A 24,045-nucleotide genomic window follows, 5' to 3' on the forward strand; every position below is an offset into this window, starting at 1 on the left:
CAGAAAGTACCCCGAAACTCTCGGGAAAGCCGGGCATGCGCCCGCGACCTATCGACTCATTCCCCGGACAGCCGTGCGCGCAGCGGGGGAGGGCTGGGGAGGGGGCTCGAGCGCCGTCAATTCGACCGACGCGGAAAGACTTTACTCTTGGAGGCGCGAATGGCCGCCCACATCCCCAAGCTTCTGTCGATCGCCGGCTCCGATCCGAGCGGCGGCGCCGGCGTGCAGGGCGATCTCAAGACCTTTTCGGCGCTCGGCTGCTACGGCATGGCTGCGGTCACGGCGCTGACCGCGCAGAACACGCGAGGGGTGAGGCTCGTCCATGCGGTTCCGGCCTTCGTCGTCGCCGCGCAGATCGACGCCATCTTCGCCGACATAGAAGTGGACGCCGTGAAGATCGGCATGTTGGCGGAGCCCGCCATCGCCGAGGCGGTCGCGGACTCTCTCGCCCGCGTCGGCGCGACGCGCATCGTTTTCGATCCCGTTCTCGCCTCGACCAGCGGCGATTCGCTGAGCGCCGCCGGGCTGATCGCGGCCGCGGTCGCGCGCGTCTTTCCGCTCGCCGCGCTCGTCACGCCCAATCTGCCCGAGGCCGCCGCTCTGCTCGGCGCCCGCGAGGCCACGGCGCCCGCGCAAATGGTCGAGCAGGCGCGGGCGCTGATCGGGCGCGGCGCGCGCGCCGTGCTGATGAAGGGCGGACATCTCACGGGCGAGCCGCTCGACATTCTCGTCGAGGGGGAGGCGATCCACGAGTTCCACGGGAGACGCATCCCGACGAATAATCTGCACGGCACGGGCTGCGCGCTCTCATCCGCCATAGCGGCGCATCTCGCGCGCGGCGCGGAGCTCGTCGCGGCGATCCGCGCCGCCAAGGCTTATCTGGAAGATGCGCTCGTCGCCGCCGACGCGCTCGCGCTCGGCTCCGGGCGCGGACCGCCGCACCATCTCCACTCTCTGTGGAGAGGGTGAGCGGCGCGTCAGCGCAGGATTTGCGCCGAGCGCCGGCCTCTGCCGCGCAGCGAGGCGATGCTGGTGCGATCGAGGATCAGCGCCATCGCGTCGCGCACGTCTAGCATCAGATCGCGGATCGCGCAGGCGTCCTCGTCCGGGCAGTCGTTGCAGCGCTGATAGGCGGTGCGGCTCGCGCAGGCGATGGGCGCCAGCGGCCCGTCGAGAATGCGGATGATCTGTCCGACCGTGATCTTGTCGGCGGGACGGGCGAGATGATAGCCGCCGCCCTTGCCCTTCTTGCTGTTCAGAATGCCGGCGTTGCGCAATTCCAGCAGGATCGCGTCGAGGAATTTGCGCGGAATATTGTTTTGCATCGCCATGTCGCCGGCGAGGCACTGCCCTTCGGCGCCGGCGAGATGGATCAGCGCCTTGAGCCCGTATTTCGCTTTATTGGACAGCATTTGTTCCGAGTCTCTCCCGACCGCGCCGAGTTGGCGCGAGCCTCGCCTGGCCCAAGTCGGCAAACCCCATCGGCTGTCTTGCGATCTTCGCCGCGAAGACGGCGGTCGCGCGGCGGCGCGACGTGAGGGGAGCCCGCCGAAGCCCGTGACGGCGAAGCGGATAGAATGGATATATTGACTATCACGCAAAAAGGAAAAAGCCATCGTCGAATCCGCGGACGTGACAAAAGAATTCTGCCGAGCAAGGCCGTCCATCGCCGTGACATGAGCTTTGCTCGGCCATCAGCTTATCAATTCAGTAGAATATTCTGGCGGCGGCGGCGGCCGGGCGGATGCGCCGCGAGGATCGGAAGTCGCGGAGCCTTATCGGATTTATCCGCCATTTTGTGCGGCGCACAGTGTCGCTGGACTGTTCGGCCTTTCGCCGCTAGGACTTGCGGCTATCCCGGAGAATGTCATGGCGCGCACGCGCATCTGTCTCGCACGGCACGGCGAAACCAATTGGAATCTCGAGAGGCGCGTTCAGGGGCAGTTGAACATCCCCCTGAACGTCAGAGGCGCGGCGCAGGCGCAGGCGCTGGCGCGCGAGCTTTGCTCCGAGCATTTCGACCGCATCTACAGCAGCGATTTGAAACGCGCCTTGCAGACGGTGACGCCGCTCTCGACGCGCCTCGGCCTGCCGATCGAGACGAGCGCCCGATTGCGCGAGAAGGACGACGGCGATTGGCAGGGCATGACCTTCGAGGATGTGGACCGCGCCTTTCCGAGCGACCACGCCAGGCACCGCCAGCGCCAGGCGGATTTCCTCATTCCCGGCGGCGAGACGCTCGCCGCCTTCGCCGAGCGCGTCGCCACGGAGCTCGCCGCCATAGCGCAGCGGCACGAGGGCGAGACCATTCTCGTCGTCGCTCATGCCGGCGTTCTCGACATCGGCTATCGGCTGGCGACCGGCCTCGGCCTCTCCGAGAAGCGCGACCCGCCGGTGCTTCACGCCGCGCCCAATTGGTTCTTCTATGAGGATGGGCGCTGGACGCTCGAACGCTGGGCGGATGAGGGCGCGCGCGCGCGCGTCGCCATGCCCTATGACGGGCGGACGCTGGAGCGACGTCCGGCGGCGCGCCTGCTGCCGCTCGACGCGGAGAACCGCGTGCTCCTGTTTCGCTATTCGACGCGGCTGTCGCCGATTTTCGAAGAGCAGGGATATCCGCATTTCTGGGGCTCGATCGGCGGCGCGCTCGAGGCCGGCGAAACCTTCGACGCCGCCGCGCGTCGCGAGCTCGCCGAGGAGACAGGGCTCGCCAGCGTCGAAATCGGCGATATCGTCTTTTCGCGCGCATTTCCGATGCAGCTCGGCGCCGACTGGTTTCAGGCCGACGAGCGTTTCTACGCCATTCGCACCGGCGAATTCTCGCCGGACACGCGCGGCTTCACCGACATGGAGCGCAGCGACGTGCTCGGCTGGAAATGGTGGAGCGCCGCGGAGATCGCGACGACGGAAGAGCTCGTCTTTCCCGAGGCGCTCGACTGGCTGTTGGAGAAGCTCCGGCGCTGATTTCTGCAGGCGGATGGCGCGAGCCGTCAGGCTCGCGTCGCCGCCCGACGGCCTCAGTCGAAATCCGTCGCCACGAACTCCGGCAGGCGCTCCGCCCGCGCCGAAAATTCCGCGAGGGCGGGAAAGTCGGCGGGCGCGAGCCGATCCGGCGCGACGCTGCGCGTGAAGCGCCAGGCGACGGCGGCGGTGATGTCCGCCTGCAGCGGGCGCGCCCCGAACAGGAAGCCGTCTCCGGCCGCCGTGATTTCTTTCTCGAGAAGGCGATAGGCGGCGAGAAGCTGGCCGCTCACGCGCTCGACCCAGGGTTCGTATTGTCGCTCGTCCGGCCGCTTCGTCTCATAGACGAGCTGCACGGTTTTCTCGTTCGCCGCCAGCGCCAGCCCGATGATTCGTTGCGCGCGCGCGAAGTCGTCGAGGGCGTCCGGCGTGAGCCGGCGCTCCGCGGGCGCGACGCGCTCCAGATAGTCGAGGATCAAAGTCGAATCGAGCAGCGTCACGCCCTCGTCGGTGACGAGAGTCGGCGCCTTCACGATCGGATTGATCCCGGAAAAAGCCTCGAAATCGCGAAACACCGACAAGGGCTCGTGAATGAAAGGCAAGCCATAGGCTTTCAGCGAAACGGCGACGCGTCTGACATAGGGAGAATCCAGCATTCCGATGAGACGCATTTTCAATATCCTTCTCGCTCGTCCCGGCCCGACATGCGATCATTGCGACAAATGCGATCATTCGACGGCGATGAGGGTTTTGGCGCAAGGCGCGAAAATCCGCGATCGCCGGGATCGCGCCGCAGATCATCTCGGCATGCGAAAGCGCAATATGCGGCTCTCGCCAATGTCGAAGAACTGCATGCGCTTCGCCCCGGCGCGCGCGGCGGCCTTCGGCCAGAAGGCGCGCGCCGCGGCGTTGTCGCGGTGGTAGGAGAGCTCCCACCAGCCGGCGCGCATGCGAAACGTCTGCGCCGCCGCGGCGGCGCCGCAGCCCGTGCGGCGAAACGCGGGCAGCACATAGAATTCCGCGATCGACGCGTCGACCGGATAGCCGGAGATGGAGATCGCATTGACGAGGGTGAAGCCGGCGGCGCGCCCCTCCGCTTCGATGAGATAGGGGAAGCGGCGCGCCTCGCGCCAATAGGAATCGAGAAAAGGATAATTGTCGGGCTCGTCATAGCCCCAAGGGCCGAGCTCGACGAGATAGCGCCGCAGCAGCGCGGCGATTTCTCGCTTTTCCTCGAGCGGCGCGAGCCGCAGCTTCACTTCCATGACGCGCGCTTTCGTTCGCTTTGCGACCTCCCCAACCCTCTTCCTGTGCGGGAGAGGGGACAGATTCCGCCCTTCATCGAAGTTGCGCAACGCCGATCATAGCCTCCCCCTCTCCCGCGGAGCGGGCGAGGGCCCGGGATGGCCTCTCACGGCGCTGGATTGCTGTGCAGCTGGTGTATTTCGTCGATACGCGCTTCGATCTGAGGCGTGATCTTCACCTCGAGCGAATCCAGATCCTCCTGCAATTGCGCCATCGTCGTCGCGCCGATGATATTGGAGGTGACGAAGGGCCGCGAGGTGACGAAGGCGAGGGCGAGCTTCGCCGGCGAAACGCCGATCTCCTTCGCCAGCGCGAGATAGGCGTCGATCGCCTGCGCGACGCCGGGCTTCTCATAGCGCTGACCGCGCTCGAAAAGAGTCGTGCGCGCGCCGGCGGGACGCGCGCCATTCTCATATTTGCCGGTGAGATAGCCCTGCGCCAGCGGCGAATAGGCGAGGAGGCCGACATGCTCGCGGCAGGCGAATTCGGCGAGGCCGATCTCGAATGTGCGATTGATGAGGTTGTAGGCGTTCTGGATCGAGACGACGCGCGGGCCGTGTCCGAGCTCGGCCGCGCGAAGAAAGCGGGCGACGCCCCAGCTCGTCTCGTTCGAAAGCGCGACATGGCGTACCTTGCCGGCTTTCACGAGATCGGCGAGCGCCTCCAGCGTTGCTTCGACCGGGACTTCGTCCGCCTCGGGCGGGGCGCGAAAGATCGTGCCGCCGGCGCCGAACAGAGGCAGCGGGCGGTCCGGCCAATGCAGCTGATAGAGATCGACATAATCGGTCCGCAGGCGCTTCAAGGATGCGTCGATCGCATATTCGATGTTCTTGCGGTCGAGCCGCGTTCCCTCGGCCGAGGGGCGCATATAGGCGCTCTCGCTGCGGCCCGAGACTTTCGTCGCCAAAATCACCTTGTCGCGGTTCTTTCGCGCCGCCAGCCAGGAGCCGATGATGCGCTCGGTGGAGCCTTGCGTCTCGGCGCGCGGAGGGATGGAATACATCTCCGCCGTGTCGATGAAATTGACGCCGCGATCGAGCGCGTAATCGAGCTGCTCGTGCCCTTCGGCCTCCGTGTTCTGCTGGCCCCAGGTCATCGTGCCGAGCATGATCGCCGAGACGCGGAGATCGGTGCGGCCCAATCTGCGATAGTCCATTCGTCTATATCCTTTTCAGGGCAGTCGTGAGTAGGCAGTGGGCAGTTATATCCTGCCTTGTTACTCACTACTCACTACTCACTACTGCCTCAGGCCATGCGCGTCGCGTCGCCGTCGATGCGGCCGAGTCCGTTCGGCACGCGTGGATTGGGCAGAACATAGCGGCCGCGGTCGCGCACCATCGTCGCGACGGCGGCGAAATCCAGCTTGCCGGAGCCGAGCAGCGGCAGTCTGTCGACGATCATGAATTCGGCCGGGACCATCAGCTCCGAGGCGCCTTTGGATTTGGCGAAGGCGAGGAATTCCGCGCGCGTCGCCTCCTTGTTCTGCGTCACCAGAACGATACGCTCGCCCTTGCGCGGATCGAGCTCGCGCGCCGCCGCCGAGAGCGCCTGCGGCCATAGCTCCGCGGCGAGCGTCTCGACCGCGGCGAGTGAGATCATCTCGCCGCCGATCTTGGCGAAACGCTTGGCGCGCCCCTGAATCTTGATGAAGCCCTGCGCGTCGACGGTGACGATGTCGCCGGTGTCGTGCCAGCCTTCCGCCGGCGCCTGCAGCACGCCGGGATTTTCGGACATCAGATAGCCGAGCATCACATTGGGGCCGCGCACGAAGAGACGTCCGCCCTCGGCGACGCCGGCGACGGTCTGGAGGCGAAGCTCCATGCCCGGCAGCAGCCGGCCCACAGTGCCGAAGCGGTTGAACATGGGCGTGTTGAGCGCGAGCGCCGGCGCCGTCTCGGTGACGCCATAGCCCTCCAATATGCGAATGCCGAATTTCTCGAGATAGACGTCGCGCGTTCCCTGCTTCACCGGCTCGGCGCCGGCGATGACATAGCGCAGCGAGCGGAAGTCGTAGGAATGCGCGACGCGCGCATAGCCGTTGAGGAAGGTGTCGGTGCCGAGCAGCACTGTGGCGTTGGCGTTGTAGACGAGCTCGGGCACGATCTTATAATGCAGCGGCGAGGGGTAGAAATAGACCGGCACGCCGGAGACGAGCGGCAGGATGAAGCCGACATTGAGCCCGAAACAGTGGAACACCGGCAGCACGCTGAACAATTTGTCGGTGCGGCCGAAGTCGATGCGCGCCGCGGCCTGGGCGGCGTTGGCGAGCAGATTCTTGTGCGAGAGCACGACGCCCTTGGGCGCGCCCTCCGAGCCCGAGGTGAAGAGAATGGCCGCCGCATCGTCGGGGCTCCGCTTCTCCAGCGCGCGCTCGTGGCGCAGCAGGGCGGAGAGCTTGTCGGCCCGCGTGATCTCGCCGCGCAGATCCTCGAGATAGACGATGCGGAAATCCTTCTCGAGCGCGGCGATCAGCGCGTCGAGCTTGGCCTTCTCGACGAAGGCGCGCGAGGTGAGCAGCGTCGTCGCCTGCGCGGATTTGAGGCCGGAGGCGATATTGGCTGCGCCGGCGGTGAAATTCACCATGGCCGCGACGCGCCCCGCGCCGACGACGGCGAAGACCGTCACGCCGACGGCGTTGGAATTGGGCAGCATCACGCCGAGCGCCTCGCCCGTTTGCGAGATGCGTTGCAGCTTGCGGCCGAGCGCATGGGCGCCGATCATGATGCGCTTATAGGTGAGCGCGCCGGTGATGGGGTCCTCGATGGCGACGCGGCTTGCGCCATGCTCGCGCGCGGCGTCGACGAGCGCCTGATGCAGCGTGCGGTCGATCGGGCTCGTGCGGAAGACGAGATCCGACATGATCTCATAGAGCGCCGCGCCCGAGGCGATGCGCCGCGCCTTGCCCTTCAGCGCGGAATCGACCTCGAGGCGCGTCGGCTCCAGCACGGTCAGCGTGAATTTTGGGAAGAAGCGGCGACGCGCCTGCTCGCGCGTCAGCCGCGAGAACATCGTCGCCTCCGGCCCTTCGATGCGCACGGGCACGACCCAGGAGCCGGATTTTTCCGCGATCAGCCCGGCGCCGTCATAGACCTTCATCAGGCTGCCGGTGACGGTGAGGCGCCCTTCCGGGAAGATGACCAGCGGATCGCCGTTCTTGACCGCATTGACCAGCGTGCGCGCGCCGAGCGGGCGCGTCGGATCGAGCGGAATGGCGCGCACGAATTTGAGGAAAGGCTTCACCCACCATTGCGTCGCGACCGAGGAGGCGATGGCGAAGACCGGCTCGACCGGCAGCACGCAGAGGATCGCCGCCGCGTCCAGGAAGCTCACATGATTGAGCGCGATGATCGGATTTTTCCCGGCCCTGTCGAAATTGCCGAAGCCCCGCACCTCCAGTCGATAGAAGGCGCGGAAGACGATCGACAGGGCGTCACGAAAAGGCGAGACGACGACCGCTTTGTAGATCCACACGGCGGCGAGCGCCATCAGAGCGCCCATGCCGAGGAAGAGTTGCGGCACGGTGACGCCATTGCTCTGCAGCAGCGCGACCGCGAAGGAGCCGCCGGCCATGAGGGCGGCGTTGAGCACATTGACCGCGGCGATGATGCGCGAGCGCTCGAAAGCCGGCGCATAGGCCTGCAGCGCGGCGAAGGAGGGCACGATCATCAGCCCGCCGGCGGCGGCGAGCAGCGCGAGGTCGAGCGTCACGCGCCAGGCGCCGGCAATCTCGAAGAATTGGGCGATCTCCAGCGGCGCCGGAGCCTCCTGCGGCGCGAGGGTCGACAGCGTCCAGCCGAGATCGAGCGAAGCGCCGGCGATGATCGCCGCGCCGATCGCGGCCGGCAGCAGCACGATGCGTCCGGCGAGCAGGAAGGAGGCGAGGCCGGACCCGATCGCGATGGCGATGGCGAAGACGGCGAGGAACAGAGTGACGACGAGCTCCGAGCCATGCATCACGCGCGTCACCAGCGGCGCCAGCAGCGACATCGCGATGACGCCGACGAGCCAGAAGAGGCTCGTCACCATGCCGACGCGCCACAGCCGCCTTTCCTTCCACAATTCGCGCAGCAGCGCGGCGGTGGAGCGCAGCACATTGGCGTCGATGGCGAGATCTGGCGCGGCGCGCTCAGTCGCGGGAATGAGGCGCGCGGCGCCCCAGGCCGCGACCGCCGCGGCGGCGACGCCGATCGTCGTGACGAGCGGCTCGCCGCCATTGCGCATGGCGAGGCCGCCGGCGATGGTGCCGCCGAGAATGGCGAGGAAGGTCGCGCCTTCGACGAGCGCATTGCCGGCGGGCAATTCCTCCTGGCGCAGATGATCGGGCAGAATGCCGTATTTCACCGGGCCGAACAGCGCGCCGAGCACGCCGAAGGAGAAGAGCGCGGCGAAGAGCACGGGCACGGAGGAGAGCCAAAAGCCCGCGACGGCGATCAGCGCGGCGCCGATCTCCACGAGCTTCAGCCGGCGGGCGACGAGCGCCTTGTCGTATTTGTCGGCGAGCTGCCCGCCGAGGGCGGACAGCACGAAATAGGGCGCGATGAAAATGGCGCCCGCCAGCGTGACGAGAGATTCGCCCTCATGCCCGCCGACATTGAACAATATGAGCAGCACGAGCGCGTTCTTCAGGAAATTATCGTTGAAGGCGGCGAAGAACTGGCACCAGAACAAGGGCGCGAAACGCTTGGTGAGGAGCAGATGGTCGGTCATGTCTGAAATTCCGTCGGCGCGCGGCGAGAACAGGGGTTTCGCCGATTCTGTTTAAGGATGGGTTGGTCGGCGGGCGCCCGGCGCCCGCATATTCTAAGCCTCGGGCGCAGCCCGCGGCGATGAAATTCTAGCAATCTGCGTCATTCGAACCGAACTCGAGCGCCCCCCCCTCACCCTCCCCCGCGCAGCGGGGGAGGGTGAGGGGGCTCGAACATCCTCACTTTCATTGATGTAGGCCACTAGCCGAGGCGGAAAGGCGGCTTGATCATTCGTGGTCTCCTGATATGAACAGTGTTCATGAGTGACCATAGCACGATCTCAACTGCGTTCAAGACAAAAATGAACGACGTTCAAAAAGCAGAGTCCAACTCCGTGGAGCGCCACGCCGGCAAGCCCCCCGCCGACAAGACAGCCGCGCGTCGCGCCGATCTGCGCGAGCGGCTGGCGGCGGCCGGCCGCGCGGCCATCGCCGAGGGCGGGCTGCAGAATGTGAAGGCGCGCGATCTCGCCGCCGCCGCCGGCTGCGCGGTCGGGGCGATCTACAATGTGTTCGAGGATCTCGACGAGCTGATCCTGCGCATCGGCGCGGACACTCTGGCGCGGCTGGAGCAGGGGCTCGCCGCGCCTCACGACGTCGCGCCAGAGCCCGCGGAGGAGCTTTTGCGCCTCGCCCGCGGCTATCTCGCCTTCGCCCGCGCCAATAAGGCGCTGTGGCGGGCTTTGTTCGAGCACAGGCTCGCCGGCGGCCGCGCCGCGCCCGCCTGGTATCTCGACGATCAGAGCCGTCTCTTCGCGCTCGTCGAGGCGCCGCTCGCGCGTCTTCTGCCGGACGAGCCCGCGCCTTCCCGCGCCTTGCTCGCCCGCACCTTGTTTTCCGCCGTCCATGGCGTCGTCTCGCTCGGCCTCGAGGAGAAGCTCGCGCCAATGTCCGAGGCGACGCTCGACGCCGAGCTCGAGCGTCTGCTGCGCGCCTTCGCCGGCGGCTTGACCACGGCCGACGGGGTGACGCTTTCCTCATCCTGACCGATGAGGCGAGAATCGCCCTCGTTCACAGAAGCGCTTCGATTTCGAGCGAAGGCTTGCCTTCACGAGCCCGAGCTGAAATATCGGGTTTCGATCCGCTCTCGAGGCGCCGTTCCCATGCTGCTGATTCTGCTTTTCTTCGTCGCAATGTGGGCGGGGGCGCAAAATGCGCTCGCCGGCGGCGGCTCTTTTCTCACTCTGCCGACGCTCATGCTCACCGGCATGGACGCCCGCGCCGCCAATGTCACCTCCTGCGTCGCGCTCTTTCCCGCCCAGATCGCCACCGGCTGGGCCGGCCGCGATCTCTCGCGCGGCGCGGCGGGCCTCGGTTTGCGCGCGCTCTTCATCATCAGCGTCGTCGGCGGGGCGCTCGGGGCGGTGATATTGCTGCTGACGCCGCCCGCCTTCTTCGCCAGGCTCGTGCCCTGGCTGGTGCTGTTCGCGACGGCGGTGTTCGCCTATGGCAGCTTCCTGCGCAAGCCGGGCGAAGCGAATGCGCATCTCTCCGCGCGCGGCGCCGGAGTCGCGCAATTCCTCATCTCCGTCTATGGCGGCTATTTCGGCGGCGGCATCGGCTTTCTGATGGTCGCGGCGCTCACCATGGCGGGGCAGAATGTGCGCATCGCCGCGGCGACGAAAAACATGCTCGCCGCGGTGATGAACGCCTCCGCCGTGGCGATCTTCCTCTTCTCGCCGGATCTGCATCTCGCGCAGGCGCTCGTCACCTCGCTCGGCGCGACGATCGGCGGCGTGCTGGGCGCGCGTCTCCTGCATCATATTCCGGACAAATGGCTGCGCATCCTCGTCGTCGTCATCGGCGCGCTCTTGACCGTCGGCCTGTTCCAGCGCGCGCCATGAGGCCTCTTGCCGCCTCTTGCCGCCTCCTGCGGCTGGACGGCGGGCGCGGCCTCCTTATCTAACTGCATCGGCGAGCGCCGGCTCGCGAGCGTTTCCAGCCGAAGTGGACGCCGGTTCGGCGTTGGAAACGCGTCAAAACAAAAGCGTTTCCAGCCGAAGTGGACACCGGTTCGGCGTTGGAAACGCGTCAAAACAAAAGCCGAGAGTCTTTTCAACGTTTCATTGAAACATGAAAAGACTCTAGAGCCGCGGCGCAAAGAGCCGAGGGAGGCCCAACTGTCCGACGATCGCAATCGAGGCGACGATCGCAATCGAGGCGCCGCCGCGGGCGCGCCGGCCCCGTCCGCCGGCGAGAATTATGAGAAGCTCGGGCGCGACGCGCTCGTCGCGCTGCTGCGCAGCGTCATAGCGCAGCGCGACGACGTTCTCTCCAAATTTGAGGCGATGGCGCTTCAGGTGGACGAGTCGACGAGGGAGATCGACGACGCCCAGCTCGACGCGCGGCGCGCGGCGCAGAAGGCGGCGGGCAGTCTGCGTCACGCCGAGGAGGAAGCGGCGCAAGTCGCCGAGCTGCAGCGCCGGCTCGACGAGGAGCGTCGCGCCAGGGCGACGCTCGCCCAGGAGTTCGCCCGATATCGCGACGCCGTCGCGAATGCTCCGGTGAAAGACCCATGGGGCCAGCTCTGGCGTTCGATCTCGCAGATCGCCGGCGACGCCGTGGCCTGGACGCGGTCGAAGATTCCGTCGGACAGCCGGTTCCTGCCCTGGTTCGACAAGGCCGTCGACTTCGCCGTGGCCACGGGGCGTCTCGCCTGCGAATGGAGCCTCGCCTTCTACCGCTGGGCGCGGCCGCAGGCGGTCGGTTTCTTCGAATGGGCGCGGCCCCGCGCGATCGAGCTGTGGAAAAGGGTGAAAAACGAGATAGAGCGGCGAATGGGGCGGGCGGAGCGTTGATCGGCGCGGCGAGCGCCGTTTCGGCGAGCGCGGGCCCGGCTGGAAACGCCGACGCCAATGCGTTAGAATTCCGCCATGTACGCGCGCCTCGCCGCCCTCGCTCTGCTTCTTTCGGTTGCCCCTTGCCTCCCGCCCGAGGCGAAGGCCGCGGCCGCGCGCGGCGCGGTGCTCGCCTGTCGCGACCAGGCCGACATCAAGCGCGCCTTCCGCCCGGTCTCGGACAAGGCCGCCAAGGACGACTCCGCCTATTTCCGCGCCAGGCTCTCCGCCGGCCAATGCGTGCAGTTGATGCGCGATCAAAAGCTTGACGTCGATCAGCGCGACGGGCCGCTGTGGTGCGTGCGCCCCGCGGGCGCGCTGGATTGCTTCTGGACGCATGAGAAAGCCATCGACCTCTATCCTTCGCCGCCCCGCGCGCCGGGCGAGCAGCCGTCCAGGAAAAAGGGCTGAGTCGACCTCCGCCGGCGCGGGAACGCGGTTCCCTCGAGTTGGTCTGTGGCCGCTCGACTGGTAGAACTGTGCCCGTTACGTAATGATTCTCGCCCGAGGGAGCAGCGGAAGTCATGATCCAGCCGATGAAATGGTGGATCGGCCTGCCCGTGTTGGCCGTCCTGGTCGCTACGTCGAACGTCGATGGGATCGAAAAGGATTTGGGCGATCGCGCGCGCGCGGCGCTCGACAACTCGCCCGGCGCGATCGAAGGAGCGAGCGTCGCTGTGGACGGGCGTGACGTCTCGCTTTCCGGCGTCGCCCTCTCGCCCGCGGCGGTCGCCGGGGCGGTCAGAGCCGTGGCCGCGGTCGAGGGCGTGCGCGCCGTCGTTGACGCGACGACGCCGCCGCCCCTGGCGAAACCTTTCGTCTTCTCGCTGGAGCGCAAGGGCAAGACGCTGTCCTTCTCCGGCAATGCGCCTGTCCCGCGCGAGCGCGAGCCGCTCCGCGCGGCGGCCGCCGCCAAGGGCCTCGAGCTCTCCGACGCTTCCGTCTCGGCGCTGGGGGCGCCGGCGAATTTCGCCGCGCTGGCCTCCTATGGCGTCGCGCTGCTCGATGCGCTCGGCGACGGCAGAGTGTCGGTCTCCGACATTGCTCTCACAGTGACGGGCGCAGCCGCCGGCTTCGACCTCTATGATCGCGTCGAGGCGGCGCTCGCCGCGCCGCCGCAGGGCGTCGCCGTCGCATCGGCGAAGATCGCCCCGCCGCGCGTCTCTCCTTTCGTCTGGAGCGCGGCCAAGGCCGGCGAGGCCATATCTCTCTTCGGTTACGCGCCGAATGAGACGACGCGCGAGGCGCTCGCCGCCGAGGCGGCCTCGCTCGGCAAGGCGAGCGACCAGACGCGCGTCGCCGGCGGCGCGCCGGGCGACTTCGCCGCGGCGGCGAGCGCCGCGCTGCGCGAGCTCGCCAAGCTCTCGAGCGGCAAGGCCGCTATCGCGGACGCCGTCGTCTCGATCGAAGGCTCCGGCAAGATCAATGTCGGCGCTTCGGCGGTCGAGGCGAGCCTGCGCGCGGCGTTGCCGAAGGGCTTCAGCCTCGGCGCGGCGGCGGTCACGTCGGGCGCCGTCTCGCCCTTCGTCTTCACCGCGCGCAAAGAGGACGGCGCGCTCTCGCTCGCCGGCTTCGCGCCGGACGCCGCCGCCCGCGCGCGGATCGTGGAATTGGCGAAACGCGAATTCGGCGAGGCCGTTCATCACGAGCTCGCCGTCGCCGACGGCGCGCCCAAGGGCTTCGCCGAGGCGGCGAGCGCCGCCTTGCGGGCGCTGGCGCGGCTCGACGTCGGCGTCGCCGCTCTGTCGGATCGTAAGCTCGCCCTCGAAGGAGCGGCCTATAACGCCAAGGCGCAGGCGGGCGTCCGCGCGCGGCTCTCACGCGATCTGCCGGAAGGCTATGAGAACGCCGCGCGGCTCGGCGTCGCCTCGACGAAAGAGGAGATCCCGCCGACGCGGCTCTATGCCGCGCTGACCGACGCCGCGGCGAGGGGATTGTCCTTCGGCGCGGATAATTCGATCGCGGAATCGTCCTTGGCCGTCGCCGACGCCCTCGCCTTCGCGCTGCTGCGCAGCCCGGGCGCGGCGGTTGACGTCGTCGGGCGTTACGAGGGGACGGGGTCGGATGCGGAAAACGAGGCCATCGGCCGGCGTCGCGCCGAGGCCGTTCGCAATTATCTGATCGAGGCGGGCGTCGAAGCGGCGCGACTCTCCGCCTCGGGCGCCGCCGCGGCCGACAAGAACGGCCGTCGCATCGAATTCTCGATCCGGTGACGCCGGGCATTCGAGGGAGTACGCCATGCTCTATCTGCTCGCCGCCTCCGCCGAGTGGCTCGCCGCCGCGCTCGTTTTGGGGCTCATTGTCGGCTTCTGGACCACGACCAGGGAGAAAGGCGCGAAATTCGCCGGCTATGGCGTCATAGCGGCGTCGGCCTTCGCGCTCGCCGGCGGATTTCTCGTCGCCGATCTACAGGCGATCCCCGGCCGCAACGGCCTCTTCTTCGAGCTGGCGCTGCTGCTCGCGACGGCCTATCTGATCGGCTTGCCTTTCGGCGCCGGCGCGAGACTTCTGTTCGGCTCCGCCGAGCCGGCGAAGAAGAAGCAGCCGCAGGTCGCGCTTCGCGGCGCCGCCGCCCTTTCCGAGCCGGCGCCGGCCCCCACGCCCACGCCTGCGCCGGCTCCTGCGGCGCCTCCTCCGGAGGCGATCGCCGAGAAGCCAGTCGCCGCGAGCGTGGCGGCTCCCCTCGCTCCCCAGCCTGCCGCCGCCAAAGCCGCGACTCCGGCGGAGCCGCGCCGGCGCGGGGCGTCCGCGCGTCCGGCCGAGAGCGAGAAGAAGACGCCCGGCCAGCGCCCGGACGGGCTCGCCGCGCCGCGCGGCGGCCGCGCCGACGATCTGACCCGGATCAAGGGCGTGGGGCCGAAGAGCGTCGAAAAGCTGCACGGGCTCGGCGTCTATCACTTCGACCAGATCGCCGGCTGGTCCTCCGAGAATGTCGCATGGATCGGCGCGACGCTCGCTGTGCCGGGCCGTCCCGAGCGCGGCCGCTGGGTGGCGCAGGCCAGGGAGCTCGCCGCCGCGAAGAGCGAGCCGGTCGCCGAGCAGGCGCGGGCGGAATGAGCCGCGCGCGTCTTTTCGCGCCGCTCCTGCTTTGCGCCGCGCTCGCCGCCTATGCGCCGGCGAGGGCGCAGGACATGTTGCGCAATGTGGATCTCGACCAGCCCGCCTATTCGCAGGCCGAGTTCACCCGCGCCGACATAGAGGCGCGCCTCGCGGCGGCGAAAACGGGCGAAAAGCTCGATCTCTCCGGCCGCAGCCTCAATGGGCTCGACCTTTCCGGCCTCGATCTCACCGGCGTCAATCTGCGCGCCGCCCGGCTCGTCAAGACGCGGCTCGCCGGCGCCAAGCTCGACGGCGCAATTCTCGATCAGGCCTGGCTGCTCGAGGCCGATCTCACCGGCGCGAGTTTGCGCGGGGCGCATGTCTTCGCCGCGCAGCTCCAGCGCGCCCGCGCCGAGGGCGCCGATTTCTCGCAGAGCCGGCTCGCCGCCGATCTCTCCGGCGCCGATCTGCGCGGCGCCTCCTTCCGTGGCGCGAATCTCTCCGCGGATATGAAGAACCAGTCCATGGGATTGATGCGCGCCGTGCTGCGCTCGGCGAGGCTCGACGGCGCGCGTTTCGACGGCGCCGATCTCTCGCGCGCCGATCTGCGATACGCGCGCGCTCCGGGCGCCGTCTTCGACAAGGCCTCGCTGCGCGACGCCGACGCCGCCGGCGCGGATTTCACCGGCGCGCGCTTCGACGGCGCCTCGGCCGAGGGCTTGTCGCTCGATTCCGCGCGGATCGACAGAAGCGCGGCGGCGACGCTGAAAGGCGCTGCCGATCTCGACCGCGCCTTTCTGCAATAGAGCGTTTCCAGCCGAAGTGGTCGCCGGTTCGGCGTCGGGAAACGCGTCAAGACAAGAGCCAGCGTCTTTTCATGTTTCAATGAAACATGAAAAGACGCTAGGGGCGGGGCTGGCCGACCGCGCCGCCGCCATAGATGATCGAAGGGCGATGACAAGAGAACCCTTCCGCATCGGCGTCGATCTCGGCGGCACCAAGACCGAGGCGGTCGCCATCGGCCTGCGAGGCGAGACGCTGGCGCGCCGGCGCGCCCCGACGCCCGCGCATGATTACGCCGCGGTTCTCGCGACGATCGGCGGCCTGGTGCTCGATCTCGAGCGCGAGCTCGGCGGGCGCGGCAGCGTCGGCGTCGGCACGCCGGGCGTGATCTCGCCGCGCACCGGCCTCGTGAAGAACTCCAACACCACCGGGCTCAACGGCAGGCCGCTGGACAAGGATCTCGAGGCGCTGCTCGCGCGCCCGGTGCGGCTCGAGAATGACGCCAATTGCTTCGCTCTGTCTGAGGCCGTCGACGGCGCCGGGGCGGGGGCGCGCGTCGTCTTCGGGGTGATCTTGGGCACGGGAGTCGGCGGCGGGATCGTCGCCGACGGCAAGATTTTGCAGGGCGTCAACAAAGTGGCGGGCGAATGGGGCCATACGCCGCTGCCCTGGATGACGCCGGACGAGTTTCCGGGGCGCCTGTGCTATTGCGGCCATTACGGCTGCGTGGAGACTTTTCTCTCCGGTCCGGCGCTCGCCTTCGATTATGGCCAGCGCGGCGGCGGCGCGGCGAATGGCGAAGAGATCGCCGCGCGCGCGGCGGCGGGCGAGGCGGTCGCGCGCCACACGCTGGAAATCTATCGCGACCGCTTGTCGCGGGCGCTCGCGGCGATCGTCAATCTCATCGACCCGGACGTCATCGTGCTCGGCGGCGGCGTCTCCAATATCGATTTCATCTATGAGGGCCTGCGCGATCTCGTCGAGAAGCAGGCGTTCTCGGATGCGATCGACACGCGCATCCTGCGCAATGTGCATGGCGACTCGGGCGGCGTGCGCGGCGCGGCGTGGCTGTGGGGCGGGGCGGACTTTGCGAATAATCGAATTGACGGTTATCGCGCATAGGAGCGTAGCGACGAAGCAATCCAGGGGCCGCCTCGCGACTCTGGATCGCTTCGCTACGCTCGCGATGACGAAAGGGGGAAGAACGCGGCTCGGGTTCAGCGCGTGAATTTCAGGGCGGCGAACAGGAAACCGCCGAGAGCGAGCTGCGTCACGATCAGCCAACGAAGAATATCGACCTTCAAATCGGCTGCCGATGTCGCGATCTTGGCTTCGAGCCTCTGCTCCGAAGCGCGCAATTCCATCTGAAGCGCCGACAGATCGGCTTTGGTCGCAAGCGCTTCGGTCGGTGCGCGCATCGGACGGCCCTATGCCGCGGCGAGCACGTGGACGAGCGTTTTCGCGATTTCGTCGGACGATTTTCGCGACGCGTCGAGAATGGCGAAATCGGCGATCGAGGGCAGCTCGCGGTCTCCCGCGCCGGGCATGACGACGAAGAGCCGCTTGCCTAGCGCTTTGGCTGCGCCGGCTTCGAAAAACGCCAAATTCGCCCCGTTGGAGCCGGACTCCGGAATGACGAGAATCGCCGCGTCGGATTCGTCGATCGCCTGCCGCAGAGCGTGACCGAGCGAATCTCCCGGGCGAGCGCTGGCGGCAGGATCGATCACGCGGACGCCCATTCGCTCAAGTCCTGCGCGCAAGGAGCGGGCGAAGGGCTCGTCTCCATGGCTGTAGGAAATGAACAGCTTCATTCGCGATCTCCCGAATGGATGCGCTCAACCAATTCCCGAATGTATTCGTCGAAATCGTCGAGGGCAACGACATTGGTCGGGCCCAGACAAGCCATGCCGCCGTGATTCCTTTCGATTTCTTCGATCGTCACGCCATAGATCACCCCGACAAAGCGCTTTTTCAACGCCCAGGCGGCGGCGATCTCGGTCCAGACCCAATTGCGGTCGATCGACCAGGGCGTGAGCAAGGCGACCAGTTCGGCGCATTGCTCGATCCCCGTGCGGACCCGCTCTTCGATACGGTCGCCCTTCTTGATGTCGAAAATGTCGACAAATGGCGCGCCTCCCGCATCGGCGATCGAGCGCGCGATTTGTCTGGCCACCCACCGATCATGCCAACCGTGGGAAACGAAGATCGAATAAGTCACGCGTCCACCCGCAGAAACACGACGGCCGAAAATTACCCCTCCATCGCTTCCAGCTCCGCGATCAGCCCCTCGATCATCTCGAGGCCTATGCTCCAGAACGCCGGATCGCGCGCATCCAAGCCGAAGGGAGCGAGCAGCTCGTTATAGGGCTTGGCGCCGCCCGCCTCGAGCAGCGAGAAATAGCGTTCGGCGAAGCCGGCTTCCGCCTTCTGATAGACGCCATAGAGCGAGTTCACGAGACAATCGCCGAAGGCGTAGGCGTAGACATAGAAGGGCGAATGCACGAAATGCGGAATATAGGCCCAAAAGGATTCATAACCTTCGCCGAGGCGAATGGCCGGGCCGAGGCTGTCGCTCTGCACGCTCATCCATAGCTCGCAGAGCTTGTCGGCGGTGAGCTCGCCCGTCTTGCGCTCGGTGTGGACCTTGCGCTCGAAGGAATAGAAAGCGATCTGCCGCACCACCGTGTTGAGCATGTCCTCGACCTTGGCGGCGAGCAGAGCGCGCTTCTTGTCGGTCTCGGTCGTCTTCGCCAAGAGCGAGCGGAAGGTCAGCATCTCGCCGAAGACGGAGGCCGTCTCTGCGAGCGTCAAAGGCGTCGGCGCCATCAGCGCGCCCTGGCGTGACGCCAGCACCTGATGCACGCCATGGCCGAGCTCATGGGCGAGCGTCATCACATCGCGCGTCTTGCCCTGGAAGTTGACCAGAACATAAGGGTGCGCGGAGGGCACGGTCGGATGCGCGAAGGCGCCCGGCGCCTTGCCGGGCCGCACCGGCGCGTCGATCCAGTTGCGCTCGAAGAAGCGCGAGGCGATCTCCGCCATTTGCGGCGCGAAGCCGCTATAGGCCGAAAGAACGATGTCGCGCGCCTCGTCCCAGCTATAGGTGTGAGACGGCACGGAGGGCAGCGGCGCGTTGCGGTCCCAATAGTCCAGCGCCTCCTTGCCGAACCATTTGGCCTTGAGCTTGTAATAGCGATGCGAGAGCTTGGGATGCGCCTTGGTGACGCTCTCGACCAGCGCCTCCACCACTTCCGGCTCCACTCTGTTGGAGAGATGGCGCGCGTCGGCGACGTCTTTGAAGCCGCGCCAGCGGTCGCCGATCTCCTTGTCCTTGGCGAGCGTGTTGGCGACGAGCGCGAAGGTGCGCAGATTGGCTTTGAGCGTCGCGCCGACGGCCTGCGCCGCCTCGCGCCGCACCTCCTCGCGCGCATCCTGCATCAGATTGAGCGCCGGCTCGATCGTCAGCTCCTTGCCGCCGATCGAAAAGCGCAGCGCGGCGATGGTCTCGTCGAAAAGGCGGTTCCAGGCCGCGCGGCCGGTGACGGATTTCTCGTGGAAGAGACGCTCCAATTCGTCGGAGAGCTCATAGGGCTTCTCCTTGCGAATGTCCTCGAGCCAGGGCTTCCAGCGCGAGAGCGGCGCCTTCGCCGCGGCGGCGTCGAGCAGAGCGTCGTCGACACGGTTCAGCTCGAGTTGGAAGAACAGCAATTGCGTGGAAATTTCAGTGATCTTGTCTTGAATGTCGCCGTAGAATTTGGCGCGCGCCGGATCGCTGGTGTCGCCGCTATAGACGAGGCCCGCATAGGACATGATTCGGCCCAACAGGTCCTGTAGCGCCTCGTAGCGGCGCACGGCCTCGCCGAGCGTCTCGCTCGCCGCCACGTCGCCCGCCAATTCGCCGAGGCGGCCGCGAAGCTCGGCCGCGAAAGCCGACGCCTCTTTCTCCGCCGCCGCAATGTCGGCGGCGAGCGCCGGCGAATCCGGCGCGGGATAGAGATCGGCGAGATTCCATTCGGGAAGCGGGGCGCCGGGGCCGCCGGCCTCGGATTCGGAGAGGGCGTCGCGAAGCTGGCCTTGGACGCGGGCGTGAAGATGCGGCATGGTTCGAACCGGGAGTTGATGATGAAGGGAGCTTCGCCGAATATCGGACACGGAACGGAAAAAATGCAAGTCATGGGCCGCCCGGGAGATTTCAAAGGGCTCGGCCCTTTATTTCGCGCCGACGGCGAGGCTCTCGTTAACGACGCCTTTACCCTGATCTCAGAGCATGGGCTGAAGGTGGCGTCGGCCACATCCTCTCGAGCACGCTCCTCGCGATCCGCTCGAGCCTACTTCGCACAGGCCTAATGATTTCAAGAGGATCAATGACTTCAACAATTCTTGTCGCCGATGACGATCCGGTCCAGCGCCGTCTGCTCGAGGCTTCGGCGCGGCGTTTCGGCTATGAGGTGGAGACCGCCGAGGGCGGCGAGCAGGCGCTGGCGCGGCTGACGCAGAGCGGCGCGACGCCGATCGATCTGCTCATTCTCGACCTCGTCATGCCCGATCTCGACGGCATGGGCGTGCTCACCCGCATGCGCGACCTCAAGATCGATGTCCCGGTCATCGTGCAGACCGCCAATGGATCGATCGAGACGGTCATTTCGGCGATGCGCGCCGGCGCGCATGATTTCGTCGTCAAGCCGGTCGGCGCCGAGCGGCTGCAGGTCTCCATCAAGAATGCGCTGTCGGCAGACGCGCTCGCCGGCGAGCTGCGCCGCGTCAATCGCCGCAGAGAGGGCGCGCTGACCTTCCGCGATCTCGTCTCGCGCAGTGAGGAGATGGCGCGCGTGATCCGCCTCGGCGAGCGCGCCGCCCATTCCAATATTCCGGTGCTCATCGAAGGCGAGTCGGGCGTCGGCAAGGAGATCGTCGCGCGCGCCATTCAGGGCGGGTCGGATCGGCGCGGCAAGGCCTTCGTGACGGTGAATTGCGGCGCGCTGCCGGCCAATCTCGTCGAATCCATCCTCTTCGGCCATGAGAAGGGCGCCTTCACCGGCGCGACCGAGAAACATTCGGGCAAATTCCTCGAGGCCAATGGCGGCACGCTGTTCCTCGACGAGATCGGCGAGCTGCCGCTGGAGACCCAGGTCAAGCTCTTGCGCGCGCTGCAGGAAGGCGAGATCGATCCCGTCGGCGCCAAGCGCCCGGTGCGCGTCGACATTCGCCTCATCTCGGCGACGAATCAGAATCTGATCGAATTGGTGAAGCGCGGCCAGTTCCGCGAGGATCTGTTCTACCGCCTCAATGTCTTCCCCATCACCATTCCGCCGCTGCGCGCGCGCCGCGACGACATCGGCGATCTGGCGCGCCGCTTCGCCATCCGCTTCGCGGCGGAGGAGAACAAGAGGCTGCGCGGCATCTCCCATGAGGCGGCCAATCTGCTCGCGAGCTACGACTGGCCGGGCAATGTCCGCCAGCTCGAGAACGCCGTGTTCCGCGCCGTGGTGCTCGCCGACGGCGACGAGCTGACGGTCAACGAGTTCCCGCAGATCGCCGCCCATGTCGAAGGCTTTTCCGCGCGTGTGCCGCCGGTCCCCGCGACCGCCGCGGGGCCCGCGCCGGAGCGGGAGATCGTGCGCGTCGAGATTCGCGATCCCAATGTGATGGCGCTGCTCGGGCCGCATGGCGATATGCGCCGCCTCGAGGAGCTCGAGGCGGAGGTCATCAAATTCGCTCTCGTGCATTATCGCGGCCAGATGTCGGAAATCGCGCGGCGCCTCGGCATCGGCCGTTCGACGCTCTATCGCAAGATGAAGGAATATGGTCTCGGCGACGAGATGGGCGAGAATGTCGACGCCGCCTGATGAGGCGAAGGCGCCGCGAATTTAGGCGTTTCGCTGCTTGCCCACGGCGTCGCTCGCCGCCATTCTGAAGGCCAGAAAGCGTCGGCTCTCGGGCGCCGGCGCAAAGAATGGGGAAAGGTCTTCGCAGTCATGTCCGAACTCTACGATATCGAAGCGCGCACGATCGATGGCGACACCGTCAAGCTCGGTCAATACGCCGGCAAGGTGATCCTCATCGTCAATGTGGCGAGCAAATGCGGCTTCACGCTGCAATACAACGGGCTCGAGGCGCTCTGGAACGAGAACCGCGACAAGGGTTTCGTCATTCTGGGCTTCCCCTGCAATCAGTTCAGCAATCAGGAGCCGGGAACCGACGAGGAGATCAAGACCTTCTGCTCGACCCGCTTCGTCGTCACCTTCCCGATGTTCGGCAAGATCGAGGTGAACGGCGAGAATCAGCACCCGCTCTACAAGCTGCTGAAGGAGAAGGACCCGGGCCCGGCGGAAGAGGTGAAGTGGAATTTCACCAAATTCCTCATCGACCGGAAGGGCAATGTGGTGAAGCGCTTCCAGGCGACCAACACGCCCCGCCAGATCGAGCCGGACATTCACGCTCTGCTCGCGGCCGAGGCGTGAGCGAACGCCCGCTCGCCTCCGGCCGCGGAGGAGGAGCGCGGTGACGAAATCGCGCGGGTGCGCCATATTGGCCTTGTCCCTGCGAATCCGCCGTGTCGGCGGGTTCGCGCGGCGGCCCGGGCGCGCGCCGCGACCCCGGGCGACGACACGAAAGGTCGCCGGTCATGGGCGGGATTTACGATTTCGAAGCGCGGACGATAGACGGCGGGACGCGGAGCCTCGCCGACGACGCCGGAAAAGTCCTGCTCGTCGTCAATGTGGCGAGCAAATGCGGATTCACGCCGCAATATGAAGGGCTCGAGGCGCTCTGGCGCGCCTATCGCGACCGCGGCTTCGCCGTGCTCGGCTTTCCCTGCAATCAGTTCGGCGGTCAGGAGCCCGGCGACGAGGCCGAGATCGGCGCCTTCTGCTCCACGCGCTACGACGTGACCTTTCCGCTCTTCGCCAAGATCGAGGTGAATGGCGAGAACGCGCATCCGCTCTATCGCTTCCTGAAGGCGCAGGCGCCGGGCCTCTTGGGCACGCAGGCGATCAAATGGAATTTCACCAAATTCCTCGTCGATCGAAAGGGCCGCGTCGTGAAACGCTATGCGTCGACCGACGCGCCGCAGGCGATCGCGGCCGATATCGAAAAACTGCTGGCGGAGACGCCGTGAGCGTCGCGATCGACGTCGCCCGCCGCGACGACGGCGCGCCGCAAACGCTCTCCTTCGACGTCGTCGTGCGCGACGCCGCCGGCAAATCGCGCCATCGCGTGACCATGTCGCGCGCGCTCGCCGAGCGGCTGGGCGGCGGCGTCTCCAGCGCCGAGCAATGTCTCATCGCCGCCTTCCGCTTTCTGCTCGACCGCGAGCCCAAGGAGCAGATCCTCGCGCAATTCGATGTGAGCGTGATCTCGCTCTATTTTCCGGAGTTCGAGCGCGAGCTGCCGAAATATCTCGGGTGAGTCACCGCGCCGCTCTGGAGCGCGCTGCCCGTTCCCGCCGCCATCGCACATATGCGATCCGCCCTCACGCTCGCGACGCCGTCGAGCTTGCGCAGCGCGGTCTCGATAGCGTGCTCGCAGCCGTGGCAATGCATGCCGCGCGCGCCGCGCGCGCGAAAGCCGATCCGCGCGCGCGAAAGCCGACGCTCTCTTCGTCCATCCGCCGCTCTCCTTTTGAAATCATATCTGGCCGAGCGCGGGCGCGCGAAAGTGCGGCCGAGACGAGGCGACGCTGCGACCTTTTGTCTCGGGCTCGGGCCCCCATGGCAAAGCTCGCGTCTATGGGGGCTCATGACTGCATTTAATTTGGCGACATCGAGATGCTGTCGTAAAGTCACAAAAGCGACACGCGCCGTCGACGTGGGGAGGGGGTCCCGCGGCCGGCTGGACGGTCCGTCGGAGGTCGTCGATGAAAGTGAATTACAAGCCCTTCATGATATTCGCGATTGTCGCTCTGCTGGCCGTCGCCCTGGCCATGCTGTTCGATCAGCGTAGCCAGCGCACCGCCGGACGCGATATCACCTTCAGCGAATTGCTGGCGCAGATCGAGCTGGGACACGTCCATGATGTGACCATCGCCGGCAATGAGATCAGCGGTCATTTCGCGGATAATCGCTCCTTCGTCACTTACGCGCCCAATGATCCGACGCTGGTGCAGCGCCTGACCGCGAAGAATGTCGCCATCAGCGCCCGCCCGTCGAGCGACGGCGGCAGCTGGTGGATGACGCTGTTCCTGAATGCGCTGCCGCTCATCGCCTTCCTCGGCGTGTGGATTTTCCTCGCGCGGCAGATGCAGGGCGGCGCCGGCGGCCGCGCGCTCGGCTTCGGCAAGTCCAAGGCGAAGCTTCTCACGGAGACGCAGGGCCGCGTGACGTTCGAGGACGTCGCCGGCGTCGACGAGGCGAAGGAGGACCTTCAGGAGATCGTCGA

At 66.8% G+C, this 24,045-nt stretch carries 25 protein-coding genes; 15 read left to right on the top strand and 10 right to left on the bottom strand.

What is annotated here, in order from left to right; genetic code table 11:
- The first annotated feature begins 159 nt into the window (after positions 1–159).
- The gene (thiD, locus tag Mspo_RS17355) at positions 160–969 is read left to right on the top strand and encodes a bifunctional hydroxymethylpyrimidine kinase/phosphomethylpyrimidine kinase (protein WP_159731961.1); all 810 of its coding nucleotides are present in this window, start codon (positions 160–162) and stop codon (positions 967–969) included.
- Positions 970–977: 8 nt separating this feature from the next.
- On the opposite strand, the gene Mspo_RS17360 is transcribed toward thiD, so the two are convergent.
- On the bottom strand, positions 978–1,412 hold the full coding sequence (locus tag Mspo_RS17360) for an Rrf2 family transcriptional regulator (RefSeq protein ID WP_159731964.1): 435 nt from the start codon (positions 1,410–1,412) through the stop codon (positions 978–980).
- 457 nt (positions 1,413–1,869) lie between these two features.
- On the opposite strand from Mspo_RS17360, the gene Mspo_RS17365 reads away from it, so the two are divergent.
- Complete coding sequence (locus Mspo_RS17365) at positions 1,870–2,964, top strand: histidine phosphatase family protein (protein ID WP_159731967.1); 1,095 nt, start codon at positions 1,870–1,872, stop codon at positions 2,962–2,964.
- Between the two features lie 53 nt (positions 2,965–3,017).
- On the opposite strand, the gene Mspo_RS17370 is transcribed toward Mspo_RS17365, so the two are convergent.
- The 4 genes from Mspo_RS17370 to Mspo_RS17385 form a co-directional block, all read right to left on the bottom strand.
- Complete coding sequence (locus tag Mspo_RS17370; RefSeq protein WP_159731969.1) at positions 3,018–3,632, bottom strand: glutathione S-transferase family protein; 615 nt, start codon at positions 3,630–3,632, stop codon at positions 3,018–3,020.
- Positions 3,633–3,758: 126 nt separating this feature from the next.
- Positions 3,759–4,226, bottom strand: a complete 468-nt coding sequence (locus Mspo_RS17375; RefSeq protein WP_159731972.1) for a GNAT family N-acetyltransferase — start codon at positions 4,224–4,226, stop codon at positions 3,759–3,761.
- 146 nt (positions 4,227–4,372) lie between these two features.
- Positions 4,373–5,422, bottom strand: coding sequence for an NADP(H)-dependent aldo-keto reductase (locus Mspo_RS17380; RefSeq protein WP_159731975.1), 1,050 nt, complete (start codon positions 5,420–5,422; stop codon positions 4,373–4,375).
- Positions 5,423–5,511: 89 nt separating this feature from the next.
- On the bottom strand, positions 5,512–8,973 hold the full coding sequence (locus Mspo_RS17385) for an acyl-[ACP]--phospholipid O-acyltransferase (RefSeq protein ID WP_159731978.1): 3,462 nt from the start codon (positions 8,971–8,973) through the stop codon (positions 5,512–5,514).
- Between the two features lie 339 nt (positions 8,974–9,312).
- Here Mspo_RS17385 and Mspo_RS17390 point away from each other — a divergent pair, with 339 nt between their 5' ends.
- From Mspo_RS17390 to Mspo_RS17425, 8 genes are all read left to right on the top strand, one after another.
- Complete coding sequence (locus Mspo_RS17390; protein ID WP_159731980.1) at positions 9,313–9,996, top strand: TetR-like C-terminal domain-containing protein; 684 nt, start codon at positions 9,313–9,315, stop codon at positions 9,994–9,996.
- 117 nt (positions 9,997–10,113) lie between these two features.
- Positions 10,114–10,854, top strand: coding sequence for a sulfite exporter TauE/SafE family protein (locus Mspo_RS17395; RefSeq protein WP_159731982.1), 741 nt, complete (start codon positions 10,114–10,116; stop codon positions 10,852–10,854).
- Between the two features lie 222 nt (positions 10,855–11,076).
- Positions 11,077–11,808 carry a hypothetical protein gene (locus Mspo_RS17400; protein ID WP_201281738.1) on the top strand — a complete coding sequence of 244 codons (732 nt, stop codon included), beginning with the start codon at positions 11,077–11,079 and terminating at the stop codon, positions 11,806–11,808.
- Positions 11,809–11,883: 75 nt separating this feature from the next.
- Complete coding sequence (locus Mspo_RS17405) at positions 11,884–12,258, top strand: hypothetical protein (protein ID WP_159731984.1); 375 nt, start codon at positions 11,884–11,886, stop codon at positions 12,256–12,258.
- Between the two features lie 113 nt (positions 12,259–12,371).
- Positions 12,372–14,060, top strand: a complete 1,689-nt coding sequence (locus tag Mspo_RS17410; protein ID WP_159731986.1) for a BON domain-containing protein — start codon at positions 12,372–12,374, stop codon at positions 14,058–14,060.
- Between the two features lie 25 nt (positions 14,061–14,085).
- Positions 14,086–14,904 (top strand): hypothetical protein, encoded by an 819-nt coding sequence (locus Mspo_RS17415; RefSeq protein ID WP_159731988.1) that lies wholly within the window; start codon positions 14,086–14,088, stop codon positions 14,902–14,904.
- Positions 14,901–15,692 carry a pentapeptide repeat-containing protein gene (locus tag Mspo_RS17420; protein ID WP_159731990.1) on the top strand — a complete coding sequence of 264 codons (792 nt, stop codon included), beginning with the start codon at positions 14,901–14,903 and terminating at the stop codon, positions 15,690–15,692. The genes Mspo_RS17415 and Mspo_RS17420 overlap by 4 nt, the downstream gene beginning before the upstream one ends.
- Positions 15,693–15,840: 148 nt before the next feature.
- Entirely contained in the window at positions 15,841–16,791 is a 951-nt protein-coding gene (locus Mspo_RS17425; protein WP_159731992.1) for an ROK family protein, read from the top strand.
- Positions 16,792–16,886: 95 nt separating this feature from the next.
- Here Mspo_RS17425 and Mspo_RS17430 read toward each other — a convergent pair whose 3' ends face one another.
- Genes Mspo_RS17430 through Mspo_RS17445 form a run of 4 tightly spaced genes read right to left on the bottom strand, consistent with a single transcriptional unit; the run spans position 16,887 to position 19,770 of the window.
- Positions 16,887–17,087 carry a hypothetical protein gene (locus Mspo_RS17430; protein WP_159731994.1) on the bottom strand — a complete coding sequence of 67 codons (201 nt, stop codon included), beginning with the start codon at positions 17,085–17,087 and terminating at the stop codon, positions 16,887–16,889.
- Between the two features lie 9 nt (positions 17,088–17,096).
- Positions 17,097–17,480 (bottom strand): toll/interleukin-1 receptor domain-containing protein, encoded by a 384-nt coding sequence (locus Mspo_RS17435; protein WP_159731997.1) that lies wholly within the window; start codon positions 17,478–17,480, stop codon positions 17,097–17,099.
- Positions 17,477–17,887, bottom strand: a complete 411-nt coding sequence (locus tag Mspo_RS17440) for a toll/interleukin-1 receptor domain-containing protein (protein ID WP_159731999.1) — start codon at positions 17,885–17,887, stop codon at positions 17,477–17,479. The genes Mspo_RS17435 and Mspo_RS17440 overlap by 4 nt, the downstream gene beginning before the upstream one ends.
- Before the next feature lie 32 nt (positions 17,888–17,919).
- A complete protein-coding gene (locus Mspo_RS17445; RefSeq protein WP_159732002.1) occupies positions 17,920–19,770 on the bottom strand; it encodes a M3 family oligoendopeptidase in 1,851 nt (616 codons plus the stop codon).
- A 263-nt stretch (positions 19,771–20,033) separates the two neighbouring features.
- Here Mspo_RS17445 and Mspo_RS17450 point away from each other — a divergent pair, with 263 nt between their 5' ends.
- From Mspo_RS17450 to Mspo_RS17465, 4 genes are all read left to right on the top strand, one after another.
- Positions 20,034–21,515 carry a sigma-54 dependent transcriptional regulator gene (locus Mspo_RS17450; protein ID WP_159732005.1) on the top strand — a complete coding sequence of 494 codons (1,482 nt, stop codon included), beginning with the start codon at positions 20,034–20,036 and terminating at the stop codon, positions 21,513–21,515.
- Between the two features lie 129 nt (positions 21,516–21,644).
- On the top strand, positions 21,645–22,130 hold the full coding sequence (locus tag Mspo_RS17455; RefSeq protein WP_159732008.1) for a glutathione peroxidase: 486 nt from the start codon (positions 21,645–21,647) through the stop codon (positions 22,128–22,130).
- Positions 22,131–22,294: 164 nt separating this feature from the next.
- Complete coding sequence (locus Mspo_RS17460; RefSeq protein ID WP_159732011.1) at positions 22,295–22,786, top strand: glutathione peroxidase; 492 nt, start codon at positions 22,295–22,297, stop codon at positions 22,784–22,786.
- Positions 22,783–23,076, top strand: a complete 294-nt coding sequence (locus Mspo_RS17465) for a hypothetical protein (RefSeq protein ID WP_159732014.1) — start codon at positions 22,783–22,785, stop codon at positions 23,074–23,076. Before Mspo_RS17460 ends, Mspo_RS17465 begins: the two co-directional genes overlap by 4 nt.
- Here Mspo_RS17465 and Mspo_RS20215 read toward each other — a convergent pair.
- On the bottom strand, positions 23,031–23,408 hold the full coding sequence (locus Mspo_RS20215; RefSeq protein WP_159732017.1) for a heavy-metal-associated domain-containing protein: 378 nt from the start codon (positions 23,406–23,408) through the stop codon (positions 23,031–23,033). The genes Mspo_RS17465 and Mspo_RS20215 overlap by 46 nt on opposite strands.
- A gap of 116 nt (positions 23,409–23,524) precedes the next feature.
- Here Mspo_RS20215 and Mspo_RS17475 point away from each other — a divergent pair.
- The coding region (locus Mspo_RS17475; RefSeq protein ID WP_201281739.1) for an ATP-dependent metallopeptidase FtsH/Yme1/Tma family protein at positions 23,525–24,045 on the top strand (521 nt) is incomplete at its 3' end.

This window comes from Methylosinus sp. Ce-a6 (genome assembly GCF_009811655.1).
Lineage (GTDB): Bacteria > Pseudomonadota > Alphaproteobacteria > Rhizobiales > Beijerinckiaceae > Methylosinus.